The sequence below is a fragment of the Streptomyces sp. CB01881 genome (assembly GCF_002953255.1).
Classification (GTDB): Bacteria; Actinomycetota; Actinomycetes; order Streptomycetales; family Streptomycetaceae; genus Kitasatospora.
In genome coordinates this window covers 6,930,743-6,943,620 of record NZ_CP026498.1, presented here as the reverse complement: position 1 = coordinate 6,943,620, position 12,878 = coordinate 6,930,743, and the positions used below count along the sequence as shown (strand labels likewise).

The following is a 12,878-nucleotide window of genomic DNA, read 5'->3' as shown; positions in this document are numbered from 1 at the left end:
CATCCACCTAGGATTTTGCCCGAGCGACGGCAAGAAACGAGACCATCGCGAACAGCGCACGGGGGGCACACGGAGAACCCGTCACACCACCCTGGCGCGAATCCCGACCAATCACGCCCCCAAAGGTCGCGCGACCGTACCGTGTCGATATATCCAGCCATCCTGCGACTATTCCAACAATCCTATTTCACGCAGGCCATGGCCCACTCCGCAGCTCAGGCCACCGGTCAGCCCACAGCGCAGATCTCCCGGCCCCAGCCCTGGCCGCGACTCAGCCCGCGACTCAGACCGCCTTCCCGGGATTGAGGATGCCCAGTGGGTCGAAGACCGCCTTCACCTGGCGCTGGAGCTCCACCGCCACCGGCCCCAACTCGCGCGCCAGCCAGTCCCGCTTCAGCAGCCCGACCCCGTGCTCCCCGGTGATCGTGCCGCCCAGTTCCAGCCCCAACGCCATGATCTCGTCGAAGGACCGCTGGGCCCGCGCCGACTCCTCGGGGTCGGCGGCGTCGAAGATGACGATCGGGTGCGTGTTGCCGTCGCCGGCGTGGCTCACCACCCCGATGGTCAGCTCGTGCCGCTCGGCGATCGCGGCCACGCCGTTCAGCATCTCGGCGAGCCGGGAGCGCGGCACCGCCACGTCGTCGATCATCGTGGTGCCCAGCCGGTCCAGTGCCGGGAGCGCCAACCGCCTTGCCTCCAGCAGCATTTCGGACTCGGCCTGGTCGTCGGCCGGCACCACCTCGGTCGCGCCGGCCGCCCGGCAGATCTCCCCCACCACCGCCAGCTCGGCCGCCGGATCCGTTCCGTCGAAAGCCACCAGCAGCAGTGCCTGCGTCGACTCCGGAAGCCCCATCTGCGCCAGCTCGTTGACCGCCCGGACGCTCACCGAATCCATCAGCTCCATCAGCGACGGCGTGAGCCCGCGCGCCATCACCTCGCAGACCGCGGCGCCCGCCGCATCCGCGCTCGGGAACTCCGCAACCAGCGCCAACTGCGGTGCGGGCGCGGGCCGCAGGGCCACCACCGCCCGGACCACCACCCCCAGCGTGCCCTCCGAACCGACCAGCAGCCGGGTCAGGTCGTAGCCCGCGACACCCTTGGCCGTCCGGCGCCCGGTGGAGAGCAGCCTCCCGTCCGCCAGGACCACGTCCAACCCGAGCACGTACTCGCTGGTGACGCCGTACTTCACGCAGCAGAGCCCGCCCGCGCCGGTGCCGATGTTGCCGCCGATGGTGCAGGACTCCCAACTCGACGGGTCCGGCGGATAGGCGAGCCCCAACTCTCCTGCTGCGCGTGACAGTTCCGCGTTCACCACGCCGGGCTCGACCACCGCGATCCGGTTCACCGGGTCGAGCTCCAGGATCCGGTTCATCCTGACCATCGACAGCACGATGCAGCCGTCGACGGCGTTGGCCGCGCCGGAGAGCCCGGTCCGGGCGCCCTGCGGCACCACCGGGACGCGCAGCTCGGTGGCGATCCGCAGGATGTGCTGCACCTGCTCGACCGTCTCCGGGAAGACCACCACCGCCGGGGTGCCGGCAGCGCAGAATCCCGCCATGTCATGGCTGTAGGCGGCCATCACATCCGGGTCCACCGCCAGTGCGCCGGGCGGGAGCCCCTGTGCCAGCCGGTCCGTCAGATCACTCATCGCCGCCTCCGATCGCCACCCGGCGCACGCCGTCCGGCGGTACGCCGCCCTGTTCGCGCGCCGCCCGACCGTCGTACGCCGCCCGTCGGCCGCTGGTGCCCGGCCGCGGGCCGCGCGGTCGTACGCCGCCCGTCGCCTCCGTCCGCACTCTGCCCGGCGGCCGGACGACCGGCAAGTACGCCGCTCCGGCCCGGCCCGCCCCGGACGGAGGACGGCCCACGCCCTCCGCACCGGCAGAGGCAGCAGCAGAGGCAGCAGCAGAGGCACCGGCAGAGGCAGTACAGCGGGCCACGCATCCGGGCCACGCATCCGGGTCGCACATCCCGGCTGCGCGGAGGAATCAGGCAGCGGCGCCCGTCAGGCCCGGCGCAGTGCGGCCGACGTCAGCGCGACGAGCCCTGCCGTACCGGTCGCCAGCGCGCAGAGCGCCGTCGGCCAACGGGCACCGGCCGCGTCGGCGAGGACGCCGAGCAGGCCAGTCGACAGCACCAGGGCGCCACTCTGCACCAGTGTCAACAGCGCCTGCATGCGGGAGAGATGGCCGATCGGGACCCCGCCGAGGACCAGCGGGCCGAGGTGGCAGGCGAAGAGGCCCGAGCCCGCCCCGGCCACCACGCCGCCCGCGACCGCTGCCGGCACGCCGGGCGCCCAGGCCAGCAGCGCGATCCCCGCCGACGCCGTGCAGAGACCGGCCGCCGCCCCGACCCCGGCCCGCCGCAGGGCACCCCGCCAGGCGATCAGACCGGCCACCACCAGGACCCCGGCGCCCTGACCGCCGGCCACCAGTCCGGTGGCCCCGGCACCCCAGCCGTGCGTCCGGGCGAGCAGCGGCGTCAGCAACGAGACGACCGGCAGCAGCGCCCCGGCGGCGGCCCCGGTCAGTAGCAGTGCCGCCCGCAGCAGCGGGTCGGCCAACGCGAGCCGGACGCCGTCGGCCGCCTCGCGCAGCAGCCCCGGGGAGTCCCCGGGCTGCCCCGGCTCCCGCTCGTCCCGCTCGTCCCGCCCCTCCTGCGGCCGCACCCGCAGCAGCACCAGCAGGACGACCCCGAAGCTCACCGCATCCGCCAGCGCCGCCCCGGACAGCCCGCCCAGCGCGACCAGCACGCCGCCGAGCGGCGCCCCGAGCAGTGCGGCGACCTGCCCGCCCGCCTGCCGCAGCGCGAGCGCCCGGGACAGCTGCCCGGCGCCCACCAGTCGGCGCGGCATCGAACCGCTCGCCGGAAGGTAGAACGCGTCGACGGTGCCGATCACGACGGCCGCCACGACCAGCAGCCGCATCGGCGTGCCCCAGCCGGACGCGGCCGCCGCCAGGGCCAACGTGGCACCCAGCATCACCGCGTCCCCGGCGAGCATCACCCGGCGCGCCCCGAACCGGTCCGCCACCGCGCCGCCCAGCAGCACCAGGACGGTGCGCGGCACCGTGATCGCGGTGAGCACCAGGCCCGCCGCACCTCCGCCGTGGGCGGACGCGGCCCAGCCCAGCGCGAAGTAGAGCGCCGCGTCGCCCAGCAGGCCGGCCTGGGCACCGGCGAGCCAGAGCAGGTACGGCCCGGGGAGCGCCGCCCGCCGCGCCGGTGCGGCAGCGGTACCGGGAGGGCTGGGAGGGCCGGGAGGACCGGCGGGCGTGGTTTCGGTGGTGGTGGTCGCCATGCCCGCCGACCGTAGGACCCTCGACCTGGTCGAGGGCAACCCGGCCGCAGCCGACCCCGCACCGGCCCCGGCCGCCCCACGGCGGACTACGCGCGGACCACCGGCTCCTGAAACTCCGTCACCCAGTCCGCCTGGGCGTCCGGGCACTCCAGGTACAGCTCACGCGCGTACCCCGCGGAGCGGTAGCCGTTCTCGGCGATGAAGCGGGCCAGCGTCTGGAAGGCCCCCACCGCGTCGTCCATCGAACCGCGGTGCACGATGGTCGCCGCCTCCGCGATCTCCGGCAGGTCGACCACCGCGAAGCCGGACTCGCCCGCCCCGGTCACGGCCTTCGCGACCGGGACCGCCACCCGGATCAGCACCGCGCCGTCCCCGTCCGGCACGTCCTCGTACCGGGCCAACGACGGACCGGCCTCCTCCACCCCGGCCTCCGCCAGCCGGCGGCAGAGCTCGGCGAACAGCGGGCCGATCACCGGCCCGATGTCCTCCGGTTCGTAGCTCGCCGCGACGGCCGTCAGCTCCGCCACCCGGACCGACGGCACCCGCTTCACCACAACGTCGTGCGCTGACATCGTTCCCTCGCTCTCGATCGTCCGGAGCCTCGCCTCGACCCGGGCCAGCCGCTGGGCGTCCGCCGCCATCGCCGCGGCGAGTTCGGCCCGCCGCAGCCGCAGCATCCCGCGCAGCTCGGCCGCGTCCACCCGCTCGTCCAGGACGGCCAGCACCTGCTGCAGCGTGAAGCCGAGGTCCTTGAGCGCGATGACGCGGTTGAGCCGGGCGAGTTGGGCCGCCTCGTAGGAGCGGTAGCCGCTGGCCGGGTCGACACGGGCCGGGCGCAGCAGCCCGATCGCGTCGTAGTGGCGCAGCATGCGGACCGACACCCGGCCGTGCTTGGCGAAGTCTCCGATGTTGAACATGATGCCTCCAGTGCAGACCCTCACACCGTGTCATGGTCAAGCACCGCGCTCCGCCTCCCCCTCCTGGCTGCCGACCGGCCCGGCCGCCGCCCGTGCCGTGGCGCTCCGCCGCCCCTCGGCCGGTCACGTCGGACCGCGGGGTCGCCGGCCCCTCAGTCGGTCACGTCGAACCCCCGTCGCTGGCCCAGTTCCCGCAGGCTGCGCTGCCCGGGGATGCCGTTCGCGTCGGAGCCCGCGTAGCCGAGGCTGCGCTGGAACGCCGCGTACGCCTGCACCGTCATGGTGCCGAGCGAGCCGTCGACCCAGCGCTGCTCCAGGAAGCCCTCGTCCGCCAGCGCCTGCTCGACGATCCGGACCTCGCCGCCGTAGGTCTGGTGCCCCTGCTCGGCGCCGGGGTCCGTCCGCGCCGCCGCGACGATGTGGGCCAGCGAGACCCGGTACGGCGAGGGCAGCCGGCCGAGCAGCCGGCGCAGCGAGTCCTCGCCCGGCACGCCGTCCGCGGCGGACCCCGAATAGCCCAGACTCTGCTGGTATTCCTGGTAGTTGAGGGTATCGGCGTCCCGCCAGTCCTCGTCCGGGCCGGCCGTGTAGTGCGAGCCGTGGCCCGAGGCCACCAGCGCCTCGCCCACCTCCCGGACCTGCGGGCCGTGCGCGCCGTAGCCGTACTCCAGACCGTTGATGGTCACCCGGTACCGGGCCGGCCCGCTGTCCGAACGCGGCGGTGGCAGCGGCGTACCCGTCCCGCCCACGGCCGCGGCGACACCGGGCAGCACCACGGCCAGGAACTGCTGCACCCGCACGTCACCCGGGCACGCGGTGCCGCCGTCCGACCAGTCCGGGAACAGCCGGTGGTACCCGAAGCCCGGGTCGTCGGCGCTGCGGCAGATCCGCACCGGGATCCCGTGCTGCCGGTGCAGCCAGACCCCGAGCGCGATCAGCGCCGCGACCTGCGCGTCCGTCCACGGATCGGTGTGCTGGTCGTTGCTGGCCGACTCGATGCTCACCGCCCCCGTGCCGTCCGGCCGCCGGTTGGCGTACATGTTGGCGTCGGCCCGGGTCTGCGTGCCGATGAACTGGCCCACGTGCCCGTCGTAGCCGACTCCGAAGTGGGACTCCAGGTTGGTCGAGTCCCGCCAGTACTCGTACATGCGCCGCGGCGTCCACGGCGCCGCGATGCTGTGGAAGATCACCTGCGTCGGCACGATCGCCGGCTGCGCGTCCGACTCGGGCTGGAGCTCCATCTTCTCAGCGCCGGGGTACCAGGCCATCCGTCTCTCCTCGCCGGGCCCAGGGCGGTCCGCCCCTTACTCCCGGCAAACGAGACCTCGCGCCCCACGAGAGGACACCCCCGCCCCAAACCCCCCGTTCAGGTGAAACCGGACACCACTCCTCGGCCCGGAAACGCAGAAGGCGGGTGCCGACTCGACGTCGGCACCCGCCTTGAGCAGGTGGTTCTCCTACCAGCGGAGAGCGTGGGATTCGAACCCACGGTGACGGGTCACGCCACGACAGTTTTCAAGACTGTTCCCTTAGGCCGCTCGGGCAGCTCTCCAGGCGGAGGTCAGCCTAACGGGTCCGGCGGGGTTCGGTGCACCGGGTTTGGGGAGGTGGCGGGTCAGCTGTCGCCGACGCGCTCGGCGAGGGTGACCTTGGTGGTGAAGGTCTGGCCGTTGCGGGTGTACTCGACGTCGACGGTTTCGCCGGGCTTGTGGGTCCAGATCTTGCTGACCAGGGCGGGACCGTTCTCGATCGGGCTGCCGCCGAGCTTGGTGATGACGTCGCCCGGCTTGAGGCCGGCCTTGTCGGCGGCGCCGCCGGGGGTGACGGCAGGGGTGCCCTGGATGTCGCGTGTCTGGATCTGCGCGCCGTCGCCCTTGTAGTCGTCGTTGCGCAGGACGTCGAGCTTCGCGTACACGGGCTTGCCGCTCTTGATCAGCGTGTCGGCGACCCACCGGGCCTGGTTGATCGGGATGGCGAAGCCGAGACCGATGCTGCCGGCCCGGCCGTTGCTGGAGGTGTTGGACTGGATCGCCGAGTTGATGCCCATCACCGCGCCGCTGGAGTCCAGCAGCGGGCCGCCGGAGTTGCCGGGGTTGATGGAGGCGTCGGTCTGCAGGGCGTTCATGTACGAGGACTGGGCGCCGGTCTCGTCGCCGGAGGCGACCGGGCGGTCCTTTGCGCTGATGATGCCGGTGGTGACGGTGGACTCCAGGCCGTACGGGGCGCCGATGGCGATGGTGGAGTCACCGACGTTGACCTTGTCGGAGTCGGCCAGCGGAAGGGGCGCCAGCTTGCCCTTCGGCGGGTTGTCGAGCTTGACCACGGCGACGTCGTAGCCCTCGGCGCGGCCGAGCACGGAGGCGCTGTAGGAGGTGCCGTCGGCGAACTTGACGGTCAGTTTGCCGCCGTTGGAGGCGGGGGCGACGACGTGGTTGTTGGTGAGGATGTGGCCCTCGGTGTCGAAGACGAAGCCGGTGCCGGTGCCGGACTCGCCGTTGCCCTGCGCCTTGATGGTGACGACGCTGGGCAGCGCCTTCTGCGCGATGCCGGCGACGGAGCCGGGGGCGGGCTCGTTCTTCTGCGGGCTGCTGGCCTGGACGGTGGTGCTCCGGTGGTCGTCCGAGGCGAGGATGCCGTTGCCGTCGCGGTCGGCGACGGCGACACCGAGCGCGCCGCCGGCCACACCGGCGACCAGGGCGACGGCGGCGATCAGGGCGATCAGGCCGCCGCGCTTCTTGCGCGGGCCGCCGGGCTCGGGGGTGGCGGGGTACTCGCCCGGGTAGCCGAGCGGGCCGCCGGGGTAGCCGGGACCGCCGGGCGTGCCGGCACCGCCGCCGGTGGCGTCGTGCACGCCCCAGCCGCCGAGCGGCTGGCCGGCGCCGAACGGGTGGTGCTGGCCGGGGGCCGCGGGCGCGCCGGGTGCCGCCGGGGCGCCGTACGGGTCGTGGCCGGGGGCGGCCGCCGCGACGGGGGTGGCGGGCGCCGCGGGAGCGGCCGGGGCGGCGTACGGGTTGCCGGCCGGAGCGGCGGGCGCGGGGGCCGCGTGGGCGGCGGGCGCGGGCGGGGCGGGCGGCAGGACCGGCGGCGGGGCGTCGATGTAGCCGTTGTCGGCCGGAGCGGGAGCCGGGGCCGCAGGGGCAGAAGGGGCCGCAGGGGCCGGGGCCGGCTCGGGTGCGGTCACCTTGCTGAACGCCAGCGTCGGCGTCGACCCACCGGCGGCCGGGGCGGCCGGCGTACCCGCCGCGGCGTCGGTCAGGGTGTAGTCGGCCTCGGGCGCCTCTGCGGGGGCGGGGCCGGCGGACGCGGACTGCGCCGGACCGTCATGAGCGGGACCCACCACCCCCTGGCCGCCGGAGGGCTGCTCCCCCTGCGGCCCGGTGGACCCAACCTCGCGCTCGGTGCTCACGGACGACCTCCATAGCTGACAGGACCAACAACCATAGTTTTTCGCACACTCGATTCGATTGCCGTAAGGACCCTTCTGAAGAACTCATAAGAATCCTTAGCCCGGCCCAACAGCACCCCCGGCCGCGACCCCGCGACGCCCCCGCAACCGCCTCCGCGACACCGCTCCCGACGTCCCGCGATGCGGACCGCCAGACGTCTGGCCTTGGCCTACACCCCTGCGCCGGTTAGCCTGTCGCTCCAAACTGACACGCGGGAGCTTGGACCCACCAGGCTGAGAGTGCGCCGGTCGACCGTACGCCACGGACTCCGTGGACGGATCGTCGAGGGGGCGCAGACCGCCGGAACCTGTCCGGGTAATGCCGGCGTAGGGAGTATCGGCCATGCCGCCTGCTTCGCCATCCTCTTCTTCGGGCGCGCCCGCGTCCAAGGGTTTCCCCGAGTCGTCCACGACCGTTCACTCGGACGCGACCGCCCCCGCCGCCGGTTCCCGGGCCGCCGCCGCGGTGCTGGACCGGCCGGAGCACGAGGGCCGGGTCGAGGCGCCACTCGTCCTGGACACCGAGCCGCCGCGCACGCTCCGCTTCCGGGACCACTTCGCGCTCTGGATGAACCTCGGCGTCAGCCTGATCGGCTTCACCACCGCCGCCACCGTGCTGGGCGCACAGGGCAGCGAGCTTTCGCTGGCCGCCGCCGTCACCGCGATCGTGGCCGGCACCGTGGTCGGCACGGCGATGCTCGGCGTGGCCGCGCTGATCGGCGCGCGCACCGGCGCCCCGGCGATGGCGAACCTGCGCGGGCTGTTCGGTACGAGGCTCTCGTACGTCCCGACCGTGCTGAACATCGTCCAGTGCATCGGCTGGGGCGTGTACGAGCTGCTGGTCATCGCGATGGGCGCGCAGACCGTCGCGCACACCGAGGGCTACCGCTGGGTCTTCGTCGTCCTGGCCGGTGCGGTGACCACCGCGCTGACCATCTGGCCGCTGGGCGCGATCGCGGTGCTGCGCCGCTTCGTCGCCGGGGCGGTGGCGGTGGCGATGGTGTACTTCACCGTCCAGTTGGGCCGCCAGGGCGTGCCGGACCCGGGCGCCGGCAACTGGCACGGCTTCCTGAAGGCCACCGACGCGATGATCGCCGTCTCGATCTCGTTCGTGCCGCTGGCCGCCGACTACACCCGGCACTCGCGCACCCCGCGCGCCGCGTTCTGGGGCAGCTTCTCCGGCTACACCATCGCCCAGGTCTGGTGCTACGTGCTCGGGCTGTTCGCGCTGCTGCAGTCCGACGGGGACGCCACCAAGATCTTCGACTCGTTCCTGGGCGTCTGGGCGGGCTGGTTCTTCCTGCTGGTCCTGGTGCTGCGCGAGACCGACCAGTCCTTCGCCAACGTGTACTCGACCGCGATGTCGGTCCACAACCTGCTGCCGAAGGTGGACCGCCGGGTGCTGACCGGCGGGACCGGCCTGCTGATCACCGTGCTGGCGCTGCAGATCACCGAGTTCACCGACTCCTACTACGCCTTCCTCGGCCTGATCGGCTCGGTGTTCGTGCCGATGTTCGCAGTGCTGGCGGTGGACTACTTCCTCGGCGCCGGGCGGCGCGGCTGGAACCTCTCCGACGACGCGCCGTCGCGCTGGCTGATGCTGCTGCCGTGGGCGCTCGGCTTCGCGGTGTACCAGCTGATCGCCCCGACCGCGATCGCCGGCTGGTGGACGGACTTCTGGACCTCCGCCCAGCAGGCGCTGCACTTCACGCCGCAGGAGTGGACCTCGGCGTCGCTGTTCGGCTTCCTGGTGCCGGCCCTGGCCACCTGGGCGCTCTCCCCGCTGACCCGGCGGCCCGCACCGGCCGGGACGCCCGCCGGCTGACCCCCGCCGCCCGACCGGTGACGCCCCGACCGTCCTCGCCCCCGGGCGAGGACGACCCGGCCCGGAAGACACCCGGACGAAGACGGCCCCGCAGGTTGGGGCCGTCTTCGCATGCCCGTCACCTGCGACGCCTATCGTGGACGCGTGACCAGCCCTGACCTCTCCCCGACGGCGGCGCGCACCGCGCCGCCCGTCCAGGTGATCGCCCACCGCGGTTCCTCGCACGCGCTGCCCGAGCACACGCTCGCGGCCTACCGCCGGGCGCTCGAAGAAGGCGCGGACGCGGTCGAGTGCGACGTCCGGGTGACCGCCGACGGGCAGCTGGTCTGCGTGCACGACCGCCGGATCGGCCGGGTCTCGGACGGCCGCGGCACCGTCTCCGCGATGACGCTGGCGGAGCTGGAGGCGCACGACTTCGGCGCGTGGAAGACCGGCGTGCCGAGCGAGGACCCGGAGCTGCGCGGCGTGCTGCGGCTGGAGAGCCTGCTGGAGCTGGTCGCGGACTGCGGACGGCCGGTGGACCTGGCGATCGAGACCAAGCACCCGGTCCGCTTCCGGGGGCGGGTGGAGAGCGAGCTGCTGCGGATGCTCGACCGGTTCAAGATCGGCGGGGCGCAGCAGGACGACGGTCCCCGCGAGGGCGACCGCCCGCAGGCCCGGATCATGAGCTTCTCCTCGCTGGCCCTGACCCGGGTGGCCGCCGCCGTACCGGAGTACCCGCGGGTCTTCCTCTTCGAGCGGATGCTGCCGTTGCAGGGCCGGCTCCGCCCGGGCGCGACGCTGCCGGGCCGGGCCCGGATCGCCGGGCCCGGCATCGACCTGGTGCGGGCCAGGCCCCGGCTGGTGACGCGGCTGCGCGAGCTGGGCCACCAGGTGCACGTCTGGACCGTGGACGAGCCGGCCGACGTGGAGCTCTGCCTGGAGCTCGGGGTGTCGGCGATCATCACCAACCGCCCGGCGGAGGTCCTGGCCCAGCTCGGGCGGTGACCGGCCGACGGTGACCGGCCGACGATGACCGGCCGACGATGACGGCCGACGGGGAGCCGCCGACGGGGACCGGCCGGCGGGGCGCGGTTCCACCTGAGCGATCTATTGATCGCCCTGGTAGGAACCCAAACCTTCCACGATCGTTTTTGCCGGAGATTATCCGTTTTCACGACGGAGGGTGAGCGTCGAATCACCTGTCGCGCACCGTGGGTCGCGGTGCTTGAAATGTCCGCGAGGGATCGCCGCGCGGTCGTTTCCGACGCATTACCAAGGGGCATCCATCCCTCGGCATACGCTGAAGGAGGTCCGGGGGTGGCGTTGATGGTGGCGCGTGAAGTGCCGACTTCATCGACCATGGCAGTGCCGCACGGCCCAGCGAGTGTCGGGGTCGCACGGCGCCGACTGCGTCGAGATCTGGGTGACCGGGAGATACCGGAACCGGTCATTGATGATGCTGTTCTGATCCTTTCCGAACTACTGAGCAATGCCTGTCGCTACGCACGGCCGCTCGGCCCGCTGCCGGTGCTCGGCCGTAGCGCCCGCGCCGAGGTGGTGGACCAGGTACTGGTCGGCGTCCCCTCGGGTGCCGCCGGCGCACCGGGCGCCACGGCCAGGGCCGCCGCCCCGGCCAAGGCCCACGCCCACGCCCAGTCACAGGCCCACGCCCAGGCCGCCCAGCCGGACGACGGAGAGGACGGCGGCGGCGTCCTGGTCCGCTGGCAGATGCACGCGGACGGAGTCCTCACCCTGGAGGTGACCGACGGCGGGGCGCAGACCCGGCCGTCCCCGGCCAGCCCGTCGCTGACCTCGCGCGGCGGCCGCGGGCTGAGCATCGTCGGCCAGTTGGCCAGCGACTGGGGCGTGCGCGACGCGCCCGGCGAGGTGACGGTGTGGGCGGCGCTGCCCGCCCGGGCCCGGCACGCCCGGCGCACCGGCGGTGATGCCCGCAGCGCCTGAGGTCTGCGCGACCCCCGGGGGCATCCCCTCCCCCGCCCGGCGTCCCGGCGCGTGCCCACGTGCCGGGAGAACGTCAGTAGGCTGCCCGGAGCACAACACAACCGTCCCCGGGAGAGCCGCACCATGGGCAAGAAGGCCGCCAAGAAGGCGCCGCAGCGCAGCCAGTCCACCACCGCCGTCACGGGCGAGATCCCCGTCGTCGGGGCCCGCGAAGACTGCCCCTGCGGTTCGGGCCGCCGGTACAAGGCGTGTCACGGCCGCGAGGCCTCGCACGCCGTGCAGGAGCTGGTGCACCGCCCGTTCGAGGGCCTGCCGGGCGAGGCCGACTGGGTGGCGCTGCGCGAGCTGGTGCCGGCCGCGACGGTGCCCCTGACGCTGGCCGCCGGGGTGGCCGAGGCCGCCAACGGTGACGTCCCGTCGGTGACGCTGGCCACCGTGCTGCCGCTGGCCTGGCCGGCCCTGCGCCGCCAGGACGGTTCGATCCTGCTCGGCCTGCAGACCCAGTCCGCCTCCGGTGACCTCAGCCGCGACCTGGCCGACGCGCTGGAGCTCGCGCTCGCCACCGAGCCCGGCACGCCGGTGCCGGCCCGCCGCACCGTCCCGGGTGGCCGCCGTCTGCAGGACCTGCTGGACGCCGAGGCCGCCTTCGTGCCCGCCGTGCACACCGGCTTCGAGTTCTGGCTGGAGGACGCCGAGACCGCCACCGGCGAGGTGGCCGCCTCGCTGGAGCGCGCCAACGCCTCGGCGATCCCGACCGAGAAGCTCGACAGCGTGGACTCCGCGTACTGGTGCGGCACCCCGGACAAGAACCACCTGCGCTGGGTGATGACCGTCCCGGAGGAGCAGCTGCTGGACGCGCTGGCCCGGCTGACCGCCGCCGACCGGTCCTCGATCGGCCCGGACACCCGCCTGGTCGGCTCGTTCCGCGCGCACGGCCTGACCGTCCCGGTCTGGGACCTGCCGCTCGCCATGACGGCGGCCGACTGCGAGAAGCCGGCCGCCGAGTTCGCCGAGCGGCTCGCCGCGACGCTGTCCGACACCGCGCCGCTGACCGCCGAGGAGCGGCGCGCACGGGCGAACCTGGTGAACCGTCAGGTCACCCTGAACTAAAGGCGGCCGGGATCCGGGTGATACGCGTCACATTGGCCGTCAGGACCGCAATTTCCGGGCTGTGAAGGCCTCTTGGAAATTGGCGTGGCCGCGGATCCTTGTTACTGTCTAAAGAGTCCGGTCGCTGGTGCATCCCCCGTCGCCAGCGGCCGGATCTTTTGTTTTTCCGGATCAAGCCGTTCGGCCGTGCCCGATCAGTCCGCCACACGGGCCCACGGCGAGCCCCGCGGAGCGTCCGCACCAGCCGCACGAAGAGGCCGCACCAGCCCCGCGAAGACCGCGCCGAGCCCGGCGCGAAGACCGGCACCAAGCCCGCGGATCACCGCGAAGGGCCCGGCG

The 12,878-nt window shown here is 73.6% G+C and carries 9 protein-coding genes, 1 tRNA gene and 1 riboswitch; of the genes, 4 read left to right on the top strand and 6 right to left on the bottom strand.

What is annotated here, in order from left to right:
- Nucleotides 1–283: 283 nt before the first annotated feature.
- The 6 genes from C2142_RS20130 to C2142_RS20105 form a co-directional block, all read right to left on the bottom strand.
- Nucleotides 284–1,648: an FAD-linked oxidase C-terminal domain-containing protein gene (locus C2142_RS20130; protein ID WP_148643945.1), complete on the bottom strand. Its 1,365-nt coding sequence runs from the start codon at nt 1,646–1,648 to the stop codon at nt 284–286.
- A 357-nt stretch (nt 1,649–2,005) separates the two neighbouring features.
- Complete coding sequence (locus tag C2142_RS20125; RefSeq protein WP_148643944.1) at nt 2,006–3,298, bottom strand: MFS transporter; 1,293 nt, start codon at nt 3,296–3,298, stop codon at nt 2,006–2,008.
- A gap of 86 nt (nt 3,299–3,384) precedes the next feature.
- Entirely contained in the window at nt 3,385–4,215 is an 831-nt protein-coding gene (locus C2142_RS20120) for a MerR family transcriptional regulator (RefSeq protein ID WP_148643943.1), read from the bottom strand.
- A gap of 152 nt (nt 4,216–4,367) precedes the next feature.
- Nucleotides 4,368–5,483, bottom strand: a complete 1,116-nt coding sequence (locus tag C2142_RS20115; RefSeq protein WP_206670991.1) for a peptidoglycan-binding protein — start codon at nt 5,481–5,483, stop codon at nt 4,368–4,370.
- Between the two features lie 196 nt (nt 5,484–5,679).
- Nucleotides 5,680–5,767: transfer RNA gene (locus C2142_RS20110), tRNA-Ser, on the bottom strand.
- 63 nt (nt 5,768–5,830) lie between these two features.
- Entirely contained in the window at nt 5,831–7,621 is a 1,791-nt protein-coding gene (locus C2142_RS20105) for a trypsin-like peptidase domain-containing protein (protein ID WP_148643942.1), read from the bottom strand.
- 241 nt (nt 7,622–7,862) lie between these two features.
- Nucleotides 7,863–8,011, top strand: a riboswitch (TPP riboswitch).
- Here C2142_RS20105 and C2142_RS20100 point away from each other — a divergent pair.
- The 4 genes from C2142_RS20100 to C2142_RS20085 all read left to right on the top strand — a co-directional run bounded on the left by C2142_RS20100 (nt 8,004) and on the right by C2142_RS20085 (nt 12,539).
- Entirely contained in the window at nt 8,004–9,485 is a 1,482-nt protein-coding gene (locus tag C2142_RS20100) for a cytosine permease (RefSeq protein ID WP_194235794.1), read from the top strand. Its footprint overlaps the riboswitch before it by 8 nt.
- A 144-nt stretch (nt 9,486–9,629) precedes the next feature.
- Nucleotides 9,630–10,472 (top strand): glycerophosphodiester phosphodiesterase family protein, encoded by an 843-nt coding sequence (locus C2142_RS20095; RefSeq protein WP_241002681.1) that lies wholly within the window; start codon nt 9,630–9,632, stop codon nt 10,470–10,472.
- 522 nt (nt 10,473–10,994) lie between these two features.
- On the top strand, nt 10,995–11,429 hold the full coding sequence (locus C2142_RS20090) for an ATP-binding protein (protein ID WP_346766386.1): 435 nt from the start codon (nt 10,995–10,997) through the stop codon (nt 11,427–11,429).
- Between the two features lie 123 nt (nt 11,430–11,552).
- Nucleotides 11,553–12,539, top strand: a complete 987-nt coding sequence (locus C2142_RS20085; RefSeq protein ID WP_148643940.1) for a DUF5926 family protein — start codon at nt 11,553–11,555, stop codon at nt 12,537–12,539.
- Nucleotides 12,540–12,878: the final 339 nt, after the last annotated feature.